The sequence below is a fragment of the Brachybacterium sp. JB7 genome (assembly GCF_003335205.1).
Classification (GTDB): Bacteria; Actinomycetota; Actinomycetes; order Actinomycetales; family Dermabacteraceae; genus Brachybacterium; species Brachybacterium alimentarium.
Map to the genome: position 1 here is coordinate 187131 of NZ_QPGN01000005.1, position 19710 is coordinate 206840.

General features: G+C 66.4%; 12 protein-coding genes and 2 rRNA genes. 13 read left to right on the forward strand and 1 reads right to left on the reverse strand.

What is annotated here, in order from left to right; all coding sequences use genetic code 11:
- Positions 1–22 precede the first annotated feature (22 nt).
- A complete protein-coding gene (locus CIK81_RS08625; protein ID WP_114312235.1) occupies positions 23–1138 on the forward strand; it encodes a family 20 glycosylhydrolase in 1116 nt (371 codons plus the stop codon).
- Between the two features lie 83 nt (positions 1139–1221).
- Positions 1222–2133 carry an endo-beta-N-acetylglucosaminidase H gene (locus CIK81_RS08630; RefSeq protein WP_096165922.1) on the forward strand — a complete coding sequence of 304 codons (912 nt, stop codon included), beginning with the start codon at positions 1222–1224 and terminating at the stop codon, positions 2131–2133.
- Positions 2134–2336: 203 nt separating this feature from the next.
- Here the strand turns inward: CIK81_RS08630 and CIK81_RS08635 are convergent, their stop codons facing one another.
- Positions 2337–3077: an ABC transporter substrate-binding protein gene (locus CIK81_RS08635; protein ID WP_114355621.1), complete on the reverse strand. Its 741-nt coding sequence runs from the start codon at positions 3075–3077 to the stop codon at positions 2337–2339.
- Between the two features lie 166 nt (positions 3078–3243).
- Between CIK81_RS08635 and argC the strand changes: the two genes are divergently transcribed.
- The 11 genes from argC (at position 3244) to CIK81_RS08690 (ending at position 19652) form a co-directional block, all read left to right on the forward strand.
- Complete coding sequence (argC, locus tag CIK81_RS08640) at positions 3244–4371, forward strand: N-acetyl-gamma-glutamyl-phosphate reductase (RefSeq protein ID WP_158541970.1); 1128 nt, start codon at positions 3244–3246, stop codon at positions 4369–4371.
- Between the two features lie 148 nt (positions 4372–4519).
- Positions 4520–5689: a bifunctional glutamate N-acetyltransferase/amino-acid acetyltransferase ArgJ gene (gene argJ / locus CIK81_RS08645; RefSeq protein ID WP_096165916.1), complete on the forward strand. Its 1170-nt coding sequence runs from the start codon at positions 4520–4522 to the stop codon at positions 5687–5689.
- The gene (gene argB / locus CIK81_RS08650; RefSeq protein ID WP_096165915.1) at positions 5686–6633 is read left to right on the forward strand and encodes an acetylglutamate kinase; all 948 of its coding nucleotides are present in this window, start codon (positions 5686–5688) and stop codon (positions 6631–6633) included. The genes argJ and argB overlap by 4 nt, the downstream gene beginning before the upstream one ends.
- On the forward strand, positions 6626–7861 hold the full coding sequence (locus CIK81_RS08655) for an acetylornithine transaminase (RefSeq protein WP_096165914.1): 1236 nt from the start codon (positions 6626–6628) through the stop codon (positions 7859–7861). Before argB ends, CIK81_RS08655 begins: the two co-directional genes overlap by 8 nt.
- Before the next feature lies 1 nt (position 7862).
- A complete protein-coding gene (gene argF, locus CIK81_RS08660) occupies positions 7863–8846 on the forward strand; it encodes an ornithine carbamoyltransferase (RefSeq protein ID WP_096197249.1) in 984 nt (327 codons plus the stop codon).
- Positions 8843–9442: an arginine repressor gene (locus CIK81_RS08665; protein ID WP_114305893.1), complete on the forward strand. Its 600-nt coding sequence runs from the start codon at positions 8843–8845 to the stop codon at positions 9440–9442. Before argF ends, CIK81_RS08665 begins: the two co-directional genes overlap by 4 nt.
- Before the next feature lie 150 nt (positions 9443–9592).
- Positions 9593–10831: an argininosuccinate synthase gene (locus CIK81_RS08670; protein WP_096165911.1), complete on the forward strand. Its 1239-nt coding sequence runs from the start codon at positions 9593–9595 to the stop codon at positions 10829–10831.
- Positions 10828–12333, forward strand: a complete 1506-nt coding sequence (argH, locus tag CIK81_RS08675) for an argininosuccinate lyase (RefSeq protein WP_096165910.1) — start codon at positions 10828–10830, stop codon at positions 12331–12333. Before CIK81_RS08670 ends, argH begins: the two co-directional genes overlap by 4 nt.
- A 275-nt stretch (positions 12334–12608) precedes the next feature.
- Positions 12609–13877, forward strand: a complete 1269-nt coding sequence (gene tyrS, locus CIK81_RS08680) for a tyrosine--tRNA ligase (protein WP_096165909.1) — start codon at positions 12609–12611, stop codon at positions 13875–13877.
- 814 nt (positions 13878–14691) lie between these two features.
- Positions 14692–16210, forward strand: a 16S ribosomal RNA gene (locus tag CIK81_RS08685).
- Between the two features lie 379 nt (positions 16211–16589).
- Positions 16590–19652, forward strand: a 23S ribosomal RNA gene (locus tag CIK81_RS08690).
- The 16S and 23S rRNA genes sit together here, the layout of an rRNA operon.
- Positions 19653–19710 lie beyond the last annotated feature (58 nt).

The following is a 19710-nucleotide window of genomic DNA, read 5'->3' on the forward strand; positions in this document are numbered from 1 at the left end:
CGCGTCGAGTCCTGCAGGATCGGTGTCGAGCGCCACGGCGACGGCGTCGAGCGGGCTCGGATCGGCGAGCTATCGCGGGCTCAGCCTCGACGTGGGACGCAAGGCCTTCACGGCCGGCGCCGTCGTGCGGCTCATCGATCGCCTCAGCGAACTCGGGTTCACGGCCCTGCATCTGCACCTCACCGAGACCCACCGGGTCGGGGTGCGGCTGCCCGGCTTCGAGGAGCTCGCCGCGGAGGATGCCTGGGACGCGGACGATGCGACCCGGATCGTCGAGGCGGCGGAGAGGGCCGGTATCGCCCTGGTGCCCGAGATCGACCTGCCCTCCCATGCCGCAGCCCTCCTCGTCGGGCGTGAGTATCTGCGGCTCGTGGACCGCCACGGCGTCGTGCACGAAGACAGGCTGGACATCTCGCAGCCCGAGGCGCTCACCTTCGCACTCGGACTGCTCGAGGCGGCCTCCGCGCTGTTCCCCGGAGACGCGATCCATCTCGGCGGAGACGAGTTCTTCGGTGCGCCCTGGGAGGACGACGATGCTCGAGACCCCGAGCGCTTCCCGGCCCTGGTGGAGCATGCCCGCACCGAGATCGGCCCCGATGCCACGGCGATGGACTCCTTCGCCCTGTTCACGAATGCTCTCGCGGCCTGGGCGCTCGAACAGGACCGAGTCCCGATGCTCTGGAACGACCACGTCGTCCCGGCAGCAGACGGGCCGCTGGTGCCGATCCGGACCGACGTGGTGCTCGACGTGTGGATCCGCTGGCGGGAGTGGACGCCGTCGGCGCAGGACTACCTTGACTCCGGCTATCGCCTGGTGAACTCGAACGGGGACCTGCTGTATTTCGTGCTCTCCGCGGACGGGGTCCCCGAGCCCCACGGCCGACGACGATTCGGGCTCCTCGAATCCGCGTTCGCCCCTCGCCGTTTCATGGGTCTCGCCGCGCAGAACCTCCATCACGATGTGCCGGAGGTGCCCGCCGGAGTTCCCGACACCGTCCTCGGCGCATCCATGTCCGTGTGGTGCGACAGCCCTGATGCCCTGGCGGAAGCTGAGATGTTCGAGCTCCTCGACACCTGGCTGGTGCCGTTCGCACGAGTGATGGGAGCGGAACGGCACCCGGTCCAGACCTGGCACTAATCCGGTTAAGTAGTTAGGGTCACAGCGGGCGCAGACGCCCTGCCCGTCGGGCACTGACCGATCATCGAACCGGAGGAGACCCCATGGCAACCATCACCCGCAGAAGGATGCTCGCGGGAGCGGGCGGCCTCGCTCTCGCAGGCTTCGGCACGGGAGCTCTCGCCGAGACAGCGCAGGCGGCTCGCTTCAAGGACCCGGGACGCACGACCTCCATCGCCTATATCGAGGTCAACGAGAATTCGCTGCTCAACGTGGGCGAGTACACGCTCGACGACGGGACTGCAGCCTTCGACATCGCCGTGATCTTCGCGGCGAACATCAACTACGACGGGGAGAACGCCTACCTGTCCTTCAACGAGAGCGTCCAGCACGTGCTGGACAACGCCGACACGATGGTGCGTCCGCTCCAGGAGATGGGCATCAAGGTCACCCTCTCCATCCTCGGCAACCACCAGGGAGCGGGTTTCGCGAATTTCCCGGACCGGCACGCCGCCGATCGCTTCGCCCAGCAGGTGGCGGCAGCCGTTCGACGCTACGGTCTCGACGGCGTCGATCTCGACGACGAGTGGGTGGAGTACGGAGAGAACGGGACGGGCCAGCCGAACGCCCACTCGTTCGTCCACCTCGTGCAGGCGATGCGGGCACGCATGCCCGCCTCACTGATCACCTTCTACGTGATCGGCCCTGCCGCTGAGAACACGGTGCATCACGGCCATCGGGTGGGGGACATGCTCGACTATGCGTGGAACCCCTACTACGGGACGTTCCAGGACTTCGAGGTGCCCGGTCTGCCCCGGTCGAGGTATGGGGCCGCAGCCGTGGACCTGGGCCCCGAGGGGGAGCCCACGCCGGAACTCGTCCGAGATCTCGCCACCAGGACGGCGGAGGGCGGCTACGGCGCTTTCGTGACCTACGAGCTGCAGGACGGCGACCAGTCCGAGCTCGTCTCAGCGTTCACCGAGCCGCTCTACGGCAGTCCGGCGCACGTCGGCTGAACAGTCCGGCGCACGCCACCTGAACAGTCCGGCGCACGTCGGCTGAGCAGCCCGGGGCACGCCACCTGCGCAGGGTGGTGGGGCGGGGATGAGACGTGCCGGCACACCGCGGCCCGGTCGCGCCGGCGTGAATCGTCGCGCCGAGATCGGCCCCGCACCCCGTGGAGGGCGGGGCCGATCGCCGGGAGGCGAACTCGCGTCGCTCAGGGTGCCGTGGGCGCGGCGTCCGACACGGTGCGGATCATGTTGTTGTATCCGTCCACGCGGGGGAAGTAGTCGATCTCGGTGGCTTCTTTCAGCCCCGACCACTTCTTCGTCGTGAACATCCCGCCTGCGCCGTTGGACTGCACCGGAATGTACGGTGCGTCGTCCGCGACGGCCTGCTGCAGCACCTGGCAGTATCCGATGATCGCGTCGACATCATCCGGCGGTGTCGTGGTGATCGCCACGATCGCCTCCTCCGCCTCCTCCGCCTCGTCCGGCATCTCCCATCGTCCGTAGTTGCCGTCGGCGGTGTCGTCCCCGACGTCGAAGAGCTTCGAGCGCTTGTACATCGTGAAGGCCTGGAATGCGCCCCCGGCGGCGTTGGTGGTCCACAGCGAGAGCTCGTAATCGCCCTTCGCCTGGGCGGGCCCGAACACATCAGGAGGAAGCGGCGTGAAGGCGATGTCCAGACCGAGGTTCTTCAACCACTGATCCACGATGATCGGCATCGTCGTCATCTCGGCAGGGTTGTCGTTCTGGATGTGGAGCTTCAGCGGGAACTCCTCGCCATCCTTCTCGAGGTTGCCGTTGTCGTTGACGGTCCAGCCGGCGTCGGCCAGCTCCTTCTTCGCGGCATCGACATCGGGTGACGAAACCACGGTAGAACGTTTGACTGAGCGTTCTGGAGGTCGCCTTCGAGGAGGGAGTGGTCGACGGAACCGCTGTGCACAACTCGTCATAGGGGGCGTGGCGGTAGAGGTGGGCGTGGTGGCCGGTGGGTCGGGGGTCGGTGTGGACGGGCGCACCCGCAGACCGTGCGGATGGCAGGCGCGACGTGACGGACTTCCCTGAGGCCGGCGCGGTCAGAACTGGCTGAACATGCATGGTCCTGTATATACTTCCGGCATGACTTCCTCATCGGACGCCCCCGTCTCCACTGCCGGCGCCGCCGCCACCCGGGCGGGTCGCGCCGCGCGCCTGCCCCGTGTCGCCGTGGTCGGCGCGTCCGGATACGCCGGGGGAGAGGCCCTGCGCCTGCTCTCGGCGCACCCGGGGGTCGAGATCGCCACCGTCGCCGCGCACTCGAGCGCGGGGAAGCGGCTGAGCGAGGTCGCCCCGCACATCGACCTCGGCCACGACACGGTGCTGCAGGAGACCACGGTCGAGACCCTCTCGGGTCATGACGTCGTGGTCCTCGCGCTGCCGCACGGGCAGTCCGGGCAGATCGCGGCCGCCCTGCGCGCCGAGGACCCGGACGTGCTCGTGCTCGACCTGGGAGCGGACCACCGGCTCGAGAGCGCCGAGGACTGGGCCGAGTATTACCGCAGCGAGCACTCCGGCACGTGGACCTACGGGATGCCCGAGCTCCCGCTGGCGGACGGCACCCGCCAGCGAGATCAGATCGTCGGCTCTCGGGAGATCGCGGTGCCCGGCTGCAACGCCACGGCAGTCTCCCTCGCCCTGGCTCCGCTGGTGCGCGCCGGTCTCGTCGACGCCTCCCGGCTGAGCGCCGTGCTCCCGGTCGGCTACTCCGGGGCCGGCCGGTCGGCCAAGCAGCATCTGCTGTTCGCAGAGGCCTCCGGAAGCGCTGCCCCCTACGCCGTCGGCGGCAGCCACCGCCATGTGCCCGAGGTGCTGCAGAACCTTCGTCGTGCCTCGGGCGCGGAGGGCCTGCGCCTCACCTTCACCCCGGTCCTGGTGCCGATGAGCCGCGGCATCCTCGCCGTCGTGAACGCCCCGGTCCCCGACGGCACCACCACCGCGGATCTGCTCGCGGCGCTCAGCGCGGACTACGCCGAGGAGCGCTTCCTCACCGTGCTGCCCGAGGGCGTCTTCCCCACGACCGGCGAGGTCGCCGGGGCGAACGTGATCCGTCTGGGCGCGGCCGTGGACCGCCACAGCGGCCAGGCCACCGTGATCGCCGCGATCGACAACCTGGTCAAGGGCACCGCTGGCGCGGCCATCCAGTCGATGAACCTCGCGCTCGGCCTGCCCGAGGGCACCGGCCTGTCGCGCACCGCGCTCGCTCCCTGAGCCACCGGATCGGCCGCGGCCCGTCCCGTCGGGACCCGTCGGCCGCTCCTCGTGCCCACGCGCGGTCCGCGTCGTGCCCGCGCTCCGCCCCGATCCCGCCCACGTCTTCGCCTTCACGCTTCCCCCGCCGTTCCCCCAGGAGCCCCACATGACCATCACCCGCCCTCGCGGCTTCCGGGCCGTCGGCCTCGTCGCCGGCATCAAGTCCAGCGGCGCGGAGGACCTCGCCCTCGTCGTCAACGACGGGCCGCGCGACACCGCCGCCGCCGTCTTCACCTCGAACCGGGTGCAGGCCGCGCCGGTGGTCTGGTCCCGCCAGGCCGTGGCCGACGGCCGCGCCCGCACCGTGGTCCTGAACTCCGGCGGCGCCAACGCCTGCACCGGGCCCGACGGCTTCGCCGACACCCACCGCACGGCGGAGCATCTCTCCGGGCTCCTCGGCATCTCCGCCCAGGACGTGCTGGTCTGCTCGACCGGCCTGATCGGGGAGCGGCTGCCGATGGATCCGCTGCTGGCCGGGATCACCGCCGCGACCGAGCAGCTCTCCTCCGGTGACGAGGCCGATGCCGCCGCGTCCCGCGCGATCATGACCACGGATTCGGTGCCGAAGACCGCCGAGGCCACCACCGCCTCCGGCGTGGTCGTCGGCGGGATGGCGAAGGGTGCGGGCATGCTCGCGCCACAGCTCGCCACGATGCTCGTCGTGCTCACCACGGACGCGGACGTCGACGCCGCCACGGCCGACGCTGCCCTGCGCGGCGCGACCGCGACGACCTTCGACCGGGTCGACTCCGACGCCTGCATGTCCACCAACGACACCGTGATCCTGCTGGCCTCCGGTGCGAGCGGCATCGCCGTGGAGGCCGATGAGCTCGCAGAGGCCGTGCGCGCCGTCAGCGCGGATCTCGCCCGCCAGCTGGTGGCCGACGCCGAGGGTGCGAGCCACGACGTCCACGTCGTCGTCCGGTCCGCGACCACCGAGCAGGCGGCGCTCGCCGTGGCCCGCGAGATCGCCCGTTCCAACCTGGTCAAGGCCGCGATCTTCGGCAACGACCCGAACTGGGGGCGCATCGTCGCCGCCGCGGGCTGCGTGCCCGAGGCCGTCGCCCCCTTCGACGTCGACCACCTGTCGGTCACCGTCAACGGCGTCGAGGTGTGCCGCGCCGGCGGTGCGCACCGCGACCGCTCCGAGGTGGACATGACCCCGCGTGAGACCCTCATCGAGGTCGACCTCGGCGCCGGCTCCGCGACCGGCGACATCTGGACCAACGACCTCACCCACGACTACGTCGAAGAGAACAGCGCCTACTCCTCATGAACAGCTCTCCCACCGGGAAGAACCCGCTCGCCGAGCTCACGACCGCCCAGGCGGACGCCCGTGCGAAGTCCGAGATCCTCATCGAGGCGCTGCCCTGGATGCAGCGCTTCATGGGGAAGATCGTCGTGGTCAAGTACGGCGGCAACGCGATGATCGACGACGACCTGCGGCGTGCCTTCGCCGCCGACATGGTCTTCATGCGCCATGCCGGCATTCACGTGGTCGTCGTCCACGGCGGCGGCCCGCAGATCAACGCGATGCTGCAGCGCGTGGGCGTGGACAGCGAGTTCCGCGGTGGCCTGCGGGTGACCGACGCCGAGACGATGGACATCGTCCGCATGGTGCTGGTGGGCCAGGTGGGCCGTGAGCTCGTGGGCCTGGTCAACGAGCACGGCCCCTACGCGATCGGGATGTCCGGTGAGGACGCCCGGTTGTTCTCGGCCCGTCGGCGGGGCACGGTGGTCGACGGCGAGGAGCTCGACCTCGGGCACGTCGGCGCCGTCACCCAGGTGCGGCCCGAGTCCATCCAGGATCTGCTGGACGCCGGCCGCATCCCGGTGGTCTCGTCGATCGCCCCGGAGATCGACGAGAACGGCCGCCCCACCGGCGCCGTGCTGAACATCAACGCCGATCTCGCCGCCGCTGCTCTCGCCGCCGGGCTGGACGCCGAGAAGCTCGTCGTCCTCACCGACGTCGAGGGGCTCTACGGTGACTGGCCGGATCGCGACTCCCTGATCCCCGAGGTCTCCGCGAGCGAGCTGCGGGCCATGCTGCCCTCGCTCACCGCCGGGATGATCCCCAAGGCGGAGTCGCTGCTGGACGCGGTCGACGCCGGGGTGCGCACGGCCGCGATGATCGACGGAAGGATCGAGCACGCAGTGCTGCTCGAGGTGTTCACCGCCAAGGGTGTGGGCACGATGGTGAGGAGGGACGACTATGTCTGAGGAAACGTCTGAGCAGGGAACGACCGCCCCCGTCGAGGGCCTCGACACCCGGTACCGCGACGCCCTGCTGCCCGTGTTCGGCACGCCGCAGAAGATCCTCGCCCGCGGCGAGGGCGTGCGCGTCTGGGACACCGACGGCACGGAGTACCTCGACCTGCTCGCCGGCATCGCGGTGAACACTCTGGGCCACGCCCATCCGGCGATCCTCTCCGCGCTGAGCAAACAGGCCGAGACCCTCGGCCACGTCTCGAACTTCTTCGCGAGCGCTCCGCAGATCGAGCTCGCCGAGAAGCTGCTGGACCTGGCCGAGGCGCCCGCCGGCTCCGCCGTGTTCTTCGCGAACTCGGGCACCGAGGCTAACGAGGCGGCCTTCAAGCTCGCCCGCCGCACCGGACGACCGCGCATCCTCGCGCTGTCGAACTCCTTCCACGGCCGCACCATGGGTGCGCTCGCACTCACCGCGAAGGAGGCCTACCGGGCACCCTTCGAGCCCCTGCCCGGCGGCGTCGAGTTCGTGCCGGCCGGTGACGTGGAGGCGCTCGCCGCGGCCCTCGCTCCCGGGGACGTCGCCGCTGTGTTCGCCGAGCCCATCCAGGGCGAGGCGGGAGTGCAGCCGCTGGGCACCGAGTACCTGCAGGCGCTGCGTCGCCTCACCCGCGAGCACGGCACCCTGCTGATCCTCGACGAGGTCCAGACCGGCATCGGTCGCACCGGTCACTGGTTCGCCCACCAGGCGGTCCCGCACGTCCAGCCCGACGTGATGACTCTTGCCAAGGGTCTCGGCGGCGGGTTCCCGATCGGCGCCATGGTCACCTTCGGCCAGGAGGTCCATGACCTCCTGGAGCCGGGCCAGCACGGCACCACTTTCGGCGGCAATCCGCTGGCCTGCGCGGTGGGCCTCGCCGTGCTCGGCACGATGTGGGAGGAGGATCTGCTCTCGCACGTGCGCACGGTGGGCGCCCAGTTCTCGGCCGACGTGCTCGCCCTCGACCACCCTCTGGTCACCGAGGTGCGCGGGGCGGGCCTGCTGCTCGGCATCGGGCTGGATGCCCCGATCGCCCAGCAGGTCGCCGCTGCGGCCCTCGAGGCCGGTTTCATCGTCAACGCCCCGAATCCGTCGACGCTGCGGCTGGCGCCCGCGCTGATCATCACGCAGGCGGATCTGGACACGTTCGTCGCCGCCCTGCCCGGACTGCTCGGGGCTGCGGCTCCCGAAGGAGAGAACTGATATGCCCCGCCACTTCCTGCGCGACGACGACCTCAGCCCTGCCGAGCAGAAGGAGGTCCTCGCGCTCGCCCTCGAGCTCGCCGAGGATCGCTTCGCCCAGCGGCCGCTCGAGGGCCCCCGCACCGTCGCGGTCCTGTTCGACAAGTCCTCGACCCGCACGCGGGTCTCCTTCGCGACCGGGGTCGCCGAGCTCGGCGGCAGCCCTCTCGTGATCGACGCCGGCTCCAGTCAGCTGGGACGTGGCGAGTCCGTCGCGGACACCACCCAGGTGCTGACCCGCATGGTCTCCGCGATCGTGTGGCGCACCTTCGGGCAGGAGCGGATCGAGGAGATGGCGGCGCACGCCACCGTGCCCGTCGTCAACGCCCTGACGGACGAGTTCCATCCCTGCCAGATCCTCGCCGACTTGCAGACCATCGCCCAGCACACCGGCGGTCTGGCCGAGGGCGAGGCGGCGCTCGCCGGCCGGTCGATGGCCTATCTCGGCGACGGGGCGAACAACATGTCCCACTCCTACCTGCTCGGCGGCGCGACCGCCGGGATGGATGTGCGGATCGGCGCCCCTGCCTCCCATCACCCCGATCCCGAGGTGCTCGCCCGGGCCGAGGAGATCGCCGCGGCCACGGGCGGCAGCATCACCGTGACCGAGGACCCGCGCGAGGCCGTCGCCGGGGCCACCGCCGTCATCACCGACACCTGGGTGTCGATGGGGCAGGAGGGCGAGGACGGTCGGGGCGAGGAGACCTTCTCCCCGTACCAGGTCACCGACGAGCTCATGGAGCTCTCCGGCGGCGTCTTCCTGCACTGCCTGCCCGCGTACCGGGGCAAGGAGGTGGCCGCGTCGGTCATCGACGGTCCCACCTCGGTGGTCTGGGACGAGGCGGAGAACCGCCTGCACGCCCAGAAGGCGCTGCTGGCCTGGCTCCTCACGCATCCCGACGAGCGGACTGCGGAGCATGCCGTGCCGCTCGAGGGCCGACGATGAGCGATCAGCGGCGGGCCCTCGCGCAGACCAAGACCTCGCGGCAGCAGCGCATCGTGCAGGTGCTGACCCACCAGGAGGTCTCCTCCCAGTCGCAGCTCGCGCAGCTGCTGACCGCGGAGGGGATCGAGGTCACGCAGGCCACGCTGTCCCGGGATCTGGTCGAGCTGCAGGCGGAGAAGGTGCGCGGCTCCGCGGGCAGCCTGGTCTACCGGCTGCCTCCCGAGGGCGGCACGGCTCGTCCCGCCGGACCGCCGGCCGAGAACGAGCTGCTCGAGGCCCGCCTGCCGCGTCTGGCCGAGGGACTTCTCGTCTCCGCGGAGGCGAGCGGGAACCTCGTGGTGGTGCGCACGCCCCCGGGAGGTGCGCAGTATCTCGCCTCGGCCATGGACAGATCGGTCATGCCCGATGTCCTCGGTACGATCGCGGGAGACGACACCGTGCTGCTCGTCGCCCGGGATCCCTCGGGCGGGGACCGGCTCGCCGCCCGTCTGCTGGACCTGGCCGACGGCCGACGGGACGCCGCCGAGGCAGCGACCCCCGAGCCGGAGGCCGCGGCCCGGCCTCACCGCACGGAGCCGCCGCACCCGCCTCGGTAGCTCGGCACAGACCAGCACAGACGTGCACAGACCAGCACAGACCAGCATCGACCAATACGGACCTGCACGACCTGACCGGACAGTTTTCCCTCGCGGCGCCGGCCCTGCCGCGCCCCGCACGACCCATCGAACTCGACTAGGAGCACTCTCGTGACCGAACGCATCGTCCTCGCCTACTCCGGCGGACTCGACACCTCCGTGGCCATCGGCTGGATCCACGACGCCACCGGCGCCGACGTCATCGCCTGCGCGGTGGACGTCGGCCAGGGCGGCGAGGACCTCGAGGTCATCCGCCAGCGCGCCCTGGACTGCGGCGCCGTCGAGGCCTACGTGGCCGACGCCCGCGACGAGTTCGCCGAGGAGTACTGCATGGCAGCCCTCAAGGCCAACTCGCTGTACATGGACGCCTACCCGAACGTCTCGGCGATCTCCCGCCCGGTGATCACCAAGCACCTGGTGAAGGCCGCCAAGAAGTTCGGCGCCACCACCGTCGCCCACGGCTGCACGGGCAAGGGCAACGACCAGGTGCGCTTCGAGGTCTCGATCACCTCGCTCGCTCCGGAGCTGAAGTGCATCGCACCGGTGCGCGACCTCGCCCTGACCCGCGACAAGGCGATCGAGTACGCCGAGCGCAAGGGCCTGCCCATCGAGACCACGAAGCACAACCCGTTCTCGATCGACCAGAACGTGTGGGGCCGCGCCATCGAGACCGGCTTCCTCGAGGACATCTGGAACGAGCCCACCAAGGACATCTTCAGCTACACCGACGACCCGGCGTTCCCGCCGGTCGCCGACGAGGTCGTCATCTCCTTCGAGCGCGGCGTCCCCGTCGCGATCGACGGCCGCCCGGTCACCCCGCTCGAGGCCATCCAGGAGATGAACCGTCGCGCCGGCGCCCAGGGCATCGGCCGCATCGACATCGTCGAGGACCGCCTGGTGGGCATCAAGTCCCGCGAGGTCTACGAGGCCCCCGGTGCGATGGCCCTGATCACCGCGCACCAGGAGCTGGAGCGCGTCACTCTCGAGCGCGAGCAGGCCCGCTTCAAGCGGACCGTCGGCGATCGCTGGTCCGACCTGGTCTACGACGGCCAGTGGTTCTCGCCGCTGAAGAAGTCCCTGGACGCCTTCATCGACGACACCCAGCTGTACGTGAACGGCGACATCCGCATGGTGCTGCACGGCGGTCGCGCCACCGTGACCGGACGTCGCTCGGAGACGGGCCTGTACGACTTCAACCTCGCCACGTACGACGAGGGCGACACCTTCGACCAGGGCAGCGCCCGCGGCTTCATCGACATCTACGGCCTGGCCGCGAAGCAGGCTGCGGCCCGCGACGTCACGTTCGGCAACGGCGAGGACCTCTCGACCGCCGACGGGGAGGACGCATGACCTCGGACGGCACCGTCCCGGGCGTGAACGGCGCGGCCGGCGCGAACGGCGCGGTCGACGGCGTCCCGACGCCGGGCGACGTCTCGGCGGCGCAGGAGCGCGCCTCGCTGTGGGGCGGACGCTTCGGCACCGGTCCGGCGGCGGCGCTCGCCGCGCTCTCGAAGTCCACGCACTTCGACTGGCGCCTGGCGCAGTACGACCTGCGGGGCTCCAAGGCCCACGCGAACGTGCTGCACACCGCCGGTCTGCTGACCGACGACGAGCTGACGGGGATGCAGGACGCCCTGGACCAGCTCGCCGCGGACGTCGCCTCCGGCGATTTCGTCGCCGCTCCCGATGACGAGGACGTGCACACCGCCCTCGAGCGGGGGCTCATCGAGCGGGCCGGGGGAGACCTCGGGGGCAAGCTGCGCGCCGGTCGCTCCCGCAACGACCAGATCGCCACCCTGATCCGCCTGTTCCTCCGCGATCGTGCCCGCACCGTCGGCGACCAGGTCCTGGACCTGGTCGACGTGCTCCTGGCCCGCGCCGTCGAGGTCCACGGGGTGCCGATGCCGGGGCGCACGCATCTCCAGCACGCCCAGCCCCTGCTGCTGAGCCACCACCTGCTGGCCCATGCCTGGCCGCTGCTGCGTGACGTGGAGCGGCTGCGGGACCTGGACCGTCGGGCGGCGGTCTCGCCCTACGGCTCCGGTGCGCTCGCCGGATCGAGCCTGGGCCTGGATCCGCAGGCCGTCGCGGCCGAGCTCGGCTTCGACGACTCGGTGTGGAACTCGATCGACGGGACCGCCTCGCGGGACCTGACCGCGGAGTTCTCCTTCGTCCTGGCGATGATCGGCATCGACCTGTCACGCCTGGCCGAGGAGGTCATCCTGTGGAACACGAAGGAGTTCTCGTTCATCACCCTGGACGACTCCTTCTCCACCGGCTCGTCGATCATGCCGCAGAAGAAGAACCCGGACATCGCCGAGCTCGCGCGCGGCAAGGCCGGACGCATCGTCGGCGACCTGGTCGGGCTGCTGACCACGCTGAAGGCGCTGCCGCTCGCGTACAACCGCGATCTGCAGGAGGACAAGGAGCCGGTCTTCGACCAGGTCGACTCCCTGGACCTGGTGCTGCCGGCGTTCACCGGGATGATGGCCACGCTCGTGTTCCACACCGAGCGCATGGCGGAGCTGGCGCCGCAGGGATTCTCGCTGGCCACCGACATCGCCGATCACCTGGTGCGCCAGGGCGTGCCCTTCCGCCAGGCCCACGAGATCTCGGGCGCCTGCGTGAAGGTCGCGGAGGATCAGGACAAGGAGCTGTGGGACCTCACGGACGCCGAGTTCGCCGAGATCTCCGAGCACCTGGACTCCACCGTGCGCGAGGTGCTCACCGTGGACGGCTCGATCGCCTCGCGCGACGCCAAGGGCGGAACCGCTCCGGCGCGCGTGGCCGAGCAGGAGCAGGCGGTCTCCGAGACCCTCACCGCACTGCGGGCCTTCACCCGCGAGCAGTGAGCTGATCCCGCCGGTGCCGACCTCTGTGCCGGGCCCGTGAGCCCGACCGCCGGACCAGGTACCCGAGCTGCGGCCGACGACTCCTGAGGTCGTCGGCCGCAGCGCCGTCCGGACGTCGTCCCGTGGTCCGAACCTGCCGCGCGAGCGCCGATCTGTGACAATGACGCACGACGCTCTTCCCGAGAGTCGTTGATCCGGCTGCCGCGCCGACGCCCCGTCGGCCCGCAGCCTCACCGAATCCGGCACACCGTGCCCCGCAGAGAGGAAACTGATCGATGCAGACCGTCCTGGACGAGCTCGCCTGGCGAGGACTCGTCGTGCAGACCACCGGGCGTGAGGCGCTCGGCAGCGCTCTGGCGGACGGACCGATCAGCCTGTATTGCGGCTTCGACCCGACTGCCGCCTCCCTGCACGTCGGTCACCTGACCCAGGTGCTCACCATGCGCCGCTTCCAGCTCGCCGGGCACAAGCCCTACGCTCTCGTGGGCGGTGCGACCGGACTCATCGGTGATCCCCGCATGTCGGGGGAGCGGGTGCTGAACGACGAGAGCGTCGTCGCCGGCTGGGTGGGGACCCTGCGGGACCAGATCTCGCGTTTCCTCGACCTGGACGGTGAGTTCGGCGTGCAGATGGTCAACAACCTCGACTGGATCGGGGGGATGAGCGCGCTGGAGTTCCTGCGCGACATCGGCAAGCACTACCGCATGGGCACCATGCTCGCGAAGGAGACCGTCGCGCGTCGCCTCTCGAGCGATGAGGGCATCAGCTACACCGAGTTCAGCTACCAGGTGCTCCAGGGGCTGGACTTCCTCGAGCTGAACCGCCGCCACGGGGTCTCGCTCCAGTTCGGCGGGAACGACCAGTGGGGCAACCTGCTCTCGGGCGTCGACCTGATCCATAAGGTGGAGGGGAAGGACGCCCATGCGCTGACGACGCCGCTGGTCACCAAGGCGGACGGCCAGAAGTTCGGCAAGAGCGAGGGCGGCGCGGTGTGGCTCGATCCCGAGCTCACCAGCCCGTACGCCTTCCACCAGTTCTGGCTGAACGCCGCCGACGCGGACGTCGTGAACTACCTGCGGTACTTCTCGTTGCGCGGCCAGGACGAGATCGCCGAGCTCGAGCAGGCGACCATCGAGGCCTCCCACCAGCGTGCTGCGCAGCGTGCCCTGGCCGATGAGCTGACCACGCTGGTCCACGGCGAACAGGCCACTGCCCAGGCGACGGCCGCCGCCGCCGTGCTGTTCGGGCGCGGGGACGTGCGCGAGCTCGACGAGTCCACGGTCGTCTCGATCTCCCGGGAGCTCCCCACCGCGCAGCTGGCTCCGACCTCGCCCCTGGTGGACGCCTTCGTGGAGTCGGGGATCGTGCAGTCCAAGGGTGCCGCGCGTCGCGGGGCCGACGAAGGGGGCCTCTCGGTCAACGGACAGAAGGTCTCCGCCGACGACCTGTCCCAGGAGATCGGGGATCTCGACGCCCTTCCGGGTCGACACCTGCTCCTGCGCCGCGGCCGCAAGAACGCCGCCATGGTCCGCCTCGACGGCTGACCATGACGCCCGTCGAACGCCCCGGTATCCCTGCATCAGGGAGGCCGGGGCGTTCTGCGTCGTCCCGGCGCGAGCGCGGCGGAGCGGGTCGTGCCGGCTCTCGGGCGAGCACGAGCGCGCCCCCGCAGAGCTGCGGGAAGCCCGCCCTGCTCTCTCGGGACGCCCGCAGCGCGTGTAAATGCCATGGGCGAGTACCGCGCAGCAACTCCTCGTGACCCCACTCTCAAACGTGGATCACATCAGCACTCCGGAGCGCTTTCCCAGAGACCAGAAACGCGCAGTGACCTGCAGTGATGGTGCTTGTCGGTGCTGTCGAACCGGACGATTTCCGGGTTTGCCCGCCGGGCCGGTGGCGCGTAATGTTCTTTCTTGTCAGCAGCGAGGACGCAGACGCGAAAGGCCGAGAGGTTCCCCCGGGAGCAGCGGCACGGAGCGGATGAGGAGACGCTGAAGACCCGGACTCCCGGGAAACCAGGAGAACGGCCGTGACCAGCTCACTGGGACGATCGCATAGCGATCCGACCGAGGCGCAGGACACACGGAGCGGAGTTGGACCGGACCGCGAAGATCTGCTAGAGTAGTGACTCGCGCCGGGCCGACGAAGACAAGTAGTCGCCCGCCGGTTGATCCGGAAGGCGCACCCGAGCCTCTGACTCACGCCGCTGATAGCGGCGAGATGACGATGTGCGCGTGTTGTTTGATATCTCAATAGCGTGTCTGTTTGTTGATGCCATTATTTTGATGGCAAATTTTAACGGATGATACAGCAGTTATATGCTGGTTGTTTGTTGTTTGTCAGGATTTTTTCTATGTTTTCATGGAGAGTTTGATCCTGGCTCAGGACGAACGCTGGCGGCGTGCTTAACACATGCAAGTCGAACGATGACGACCGAGCTTGCTCGGTCTGATTAGTGGCGAACGGGTGAGTAACACGTGAGTAACCTGCCCCCCACTTCGGGATAACTTCGAGAAATCGTGGCTAATACCGGATATGAACTTCCGCCGCATGGTGGTTGTTGGAAAGTTTTTCGGTGGGGGATGGACTCGCGGCCTATCAGTTTGTTGGTGAGGTAATGGCTCACCAAGACGATGACGGGTAGCCGGCCTGAGAGGGCGACCGGCCACACTGGGACTGAGACACGGCCCAGACTCCTACGGGAGGCAGCAGTGGGGAATATTGCACAATGGGCGAAAGCCTGATGCAGCGACGCCGCGTGAGGGATGACGGCCTTCGGGTTGTAAACCTCTTTCAGTAGGGAAGAAGCGAGAGTGACGGTACCTGCAGAAGAAGCGCCGGCTAACTACGTGCCAGCAGCCGCGGTAATACGTAGGGCGCAAGCGTTGTCCGGAATTATTGGGCGTAAAGAGCTTGTAGGTGGCTTGTCGCGTCTGCCGTGAAAACCCGAGGCTCAACCTCGGGCGTGCGGTGGGTACGGGCAGGCTAGAGTGTGGTAGGGGAGACTGGAACTCCTGGTGTAGCGGTGAAATGCGCAGATATCAGGAAGAACACCGATGGCGAAGGCAGGTCTCTGGGCCATTACTGACACTGAGAAGCGAAAGCATGGGTAGCGAACAGGATTAGATACCCTGGTAGTCCATGCCGTAAACGTTGGGCACTAGGTGTGGGGGACATTCCACGTTTTCCGCGCCGTAGCTAACGCATTAAGTGCCCCGCCTGGGGAGTACGGCCGCAAGGCTAAAACTCAAAGGAATTGACGGGGGCCCGCACAAGCGGCGGAGCATGCTGATTAATTCGATGCAACGCGAAGAACCTTACCAAGGCTTGACATGGACCGGACGGCTGCAGAAATGTGGCTTTCTTCGGACTGGTTCACAGGTGGTGCATGGTTGTCGTCAGCTCGTGTCGTGAGATGTTGGGTTAAGTCCCGCAACGAGCGCAACCCTCGTTCCATGTTGCCAGCGCGTAATGGCGGGGACTCATGGGAGACTGCCGGGGTCAACTCGGAGGAAGGTGGGGACGACGTCAAATCATCATGCCCCTTATGTCTTGGGCTTCAAGCATGCTACAATGGTCGGTACAATGGGTTGCGAAACTGTGAGGTGGAGCGAATCCCAAAAAGCCGGCCTCAGTTCGGATTGGGGTCTGCAACTCGACCCCATGAAGTCGGAGTCGCTAGTAATCGCAGATCAGCAACGCTGCGGTGAATACGTTCCCGGGCCTTGTACACACCGCCCGTCAAGTCACGAAAGTCGGTAACACCCGAAGCCAGTGGCCCATCCTCGTGAGGGAGCTGTCGAAGGTGGGATCGGTGATTGGGACTAAGTCGTAACAAGGTAGCCGTACCGGAAGGTGCGGCTGGATCACCTCCTTTCTAAGGAGCATCACCAATTATGGTGGCCATTTTCCTGCCCGAGTGTGGTGGGGGTGGTTGCTCAAGGGTGGAACATCAACGGATAGGCGCTTCACCAGTCGGTGTGGCTTCTCTAGTACGACCTCTTCGGGGGTGTGGAACGAGGGGTTGCCGGGTGGTTCGAGGTGGAGACACGCTATTGGGTTATGAGGCTGCACGCAGTTCTCGGTTTGCTTGGTCACTGTGGTGGCTGGGGGAGTCGGGGATGTGTGGCTGGTCCTCCCTGATGCTGGTGCCGTGTATGCGGGCTGGTGTTGGTGTGGGGTTGTTTCTTGAGAACTACATAGTGGACGCGAGCATCATTGTAAGCAATTTTGAAGATTTTGTGTCTTTGTGTGTTGCCTAAGTTTTAAAGGGCGCACGGTGAATGCCTTGGCAAGAAGAGCCGACGAAGGACGTGGGAGTCTGCGAAAAGCCTCGGGGAGTTGACAACCGAACTGTGATCCGAGGATGTCCGAATGGGGAAACCCACCGCGAGTCATGTCGCGGTACCCGCCACTGAATGTATAGGTGGTGTGGAGGGAACGAGGGGAAGTGAAACATCTCAGTACCCTCAGGAAGAGAAAACAAATAGTGATTCCGTGAGTAGTGGCGAGCGAAATCGGAGGAGGCTAAACCTGGTCTGTGTGATACCCGGCAGGGGTTGCAGGTCAGGGGTTGTGGGACGTGTCTGGGTCGTCTGCCGGCGGTCCGACGTGTACGTGTTCTGGTAGTCGAAGTCGTGTTGAGTGCGACGGCGTAGAGGGTGTGACCCCCGTAGACGAAACTGGTTCATGGCGTGACGCTGTTCCCGAGTAGTACCGGACCCGTGAAATCCGGTGCGAATCTGCCAGGACCACCTGGTAAGCCTGAATACTACTTCTTGACCGATAGCGGACAAGTACCGTGAGGGAAAGGTGAAAAGCACCCCGGGAGGGGAGTGAAATAGTACCTGAAACCGTGCGCTTACAATCCGTCGGAGCCTTGAGGGGTGACGGCGTGCCTTTTGAAGAATGAGCCTGCGAGTTAGTGGTCGGTGGCGAGGTTAACCCGTGTGGGGTAGCCGTAGCGAAAGCGAGTCTGAACGGGGCGTTCAGTCGCCGGCTCTAGACCCGAAGCGAAGTGATCTATCCATGGGCAGTGTGAAGCGCGGGTAAGACCGCGTGGAGGCGCGAACCCACTTCAGTTGAAAATGGAGGGGATGACCTGTGGATAGGGGTGAAAGGCCAATCAAACTTCGTGATAGCTGGTTCTCCCCGAAATGCATTTAGGTGCAGCGTTACGTGTTTCGTGCCGGAGGTAGAGCACTGGATAGGCGATGGGCCCCACCGGGTTACTGACCTTAGCCAAACTCCGAATGCCGGTACGTGAGAGCGTAGCAGTGAGACTGTGGGGGATAAGCTTCATAGTCGAGAGGGAAACAGCCCAGAACATCAGCTAAGGCCCCTAAGCGTGTGCTAAGTGGAAAAGGATGTGGAGTTGCTGAGACAACCAGGAGGTTGGCTTAGAAGCAGCCACCCTTGAAAGAGTGCGTAATAGCTCACTGGTCAAGTGATTCTGCGCCGACAATTTAGCGGGGCTCAAGCACACCGCCGAAGCTGTGTCATTCAGACTTTGTGTCTGGATGGGTAGGGGAGCGTCGTGCAGCCAGCGAAGCCGCGGGGGAACCCAGTGGTGGAGGCTGCACGAGTGAGAATGCAGGCATGAGTAGCGAAAGACGGGTGAGAAACCCGTCCGCCGATTGATCAAGGGTTCCAGGGCCAGGTTTATCCGCCCTGGGTTAGTCGGGACCTAAGGCGAGGCCGACAGGCGTAGTCGATGGACATCGGGTTGATATTCCCGAACCGATCGTAGGAGGACCCATACCGAGGCAGCTGATGCTAACCACCCGAGCTTTCCCCATACCCTTCGGGGTGTGGAGGTTGGTGAGGCTGGGAACCAAGGTTGTAGTAGGTCAGCGCGAGGAATGACGCAGAGAGGTAGCTTCCGCGGACTTAATGGAATAGTCCGTCTAAGCGTGCAGCCCGAGCACCGGTAATGCGGTGCCGTATTGGGTGAGACGTGATGGGGATCCCGTATGGGCGTAGGTGAGTGATCCTGTACTGCCAAGAAAAGTTCCAGCGTGACGAATACGGTCGCCCGTACCCTAAACCGACTCAGGTGATCAGGTAGAGAATACCAAGGCGTTCGAGAGAATCGTGGTTAAGGAACTCGGCAAAATGCCCCCGTAACTTCGGGAGAAGGGGGGCCCGAGGAGTGAGAGCTCCGAGGGCCGCAGAGACCAGGGAGAAGCGACTGTTTACTAAAAACACAGGTCCGTGCGAAGTCGTAAGACGCTGTATACGGACTGACGCCTGCCCGGTGCTGGAAGGTTAAGAGGACCGGTTAGATCTTCGGATCGAAGCTGAGAATTTAAGCCCCAGTAAACGGCGGTGGTAACTATAACCATCCTAAGGTAGCGAAATTCCTTGTCGGGTAAGTTCCGACCTGCACGAATGGCGTAACGACTTCTCCACTGTCTCAACCGCGAACTCGGCGAAATTGCATTACGAGTAAAGATGCTCGTTACGCGCAGCAGGACGGAAAGACCCCGGGACCTTTACTATAGTTTGATATTGGTGTTCGGAACGGCTTGTGTAGGATAGGTGGGAGACTGGGAAGCATTCACGCCAGTGAGTGTGGAGTCATTGTTGAAATACCACTCTGGTCGTTTTGGATTCCTAACCTCGGTCCGTGATCCGGATCAGGGACAGTGTCTGATGGGTAGTTTAACTGGGGCGGTTGCCTCCTAAAGAGTAACGGAGGCGCTCAAAGGTTCCCTCAGCCTGGTTGGCAATCAGGTGTTGAGTGTAAGTGCACAAGGGAGCTTGACTGCGAGACAGACATGTCGGGCAGGTGCGAAAGCAGGAACTAGTGATCCGGCACTCCATTGTGGAATGGGTGTCGCTCAACGGATAAAAGGTACCCCGGGGATAACAGGCTGATCTTGCCCAAGAGCTCATATCGACGGCATGGTTTGGCACCTCGATGTCGGCTCGTCGCATCCTGGGGCTGGAGTTGGTCCCAAGGGTTAGGCTGTTCGCCTATTAAAGCGGTACGCGAGCTGGGTTTAGAACGTCGTGAGACAGTTCGGTCCCTATCCGCTGCGCGCGTTGGATATTTGAGAAGTCCTGTCCCTAGTACGAGAGGACCGGGATGGACTGACCTCTGGTGTGCCAGTTGTTCTGCCAAGAGCATGGCTGGTTGGCTACGTTGGGAAGGGATAACCGCTGAAAGCATCTAAGCGGGAAGCCTGCTTCAAGATGAGATATCCATACACCTTCGGGTGTGAGAGGCCCCCAGTAGATGACTGGGTTGATAGGCCAGATGTGGAAGCACGGCAACGTGTGGAGCTGACTGGTACTAATGGCCGATGACTTAACAACACATTTTTTGTTTGCTGCTGTTCGCGTCCACTGTGTGGTTCTGGAGAAACAACTCCT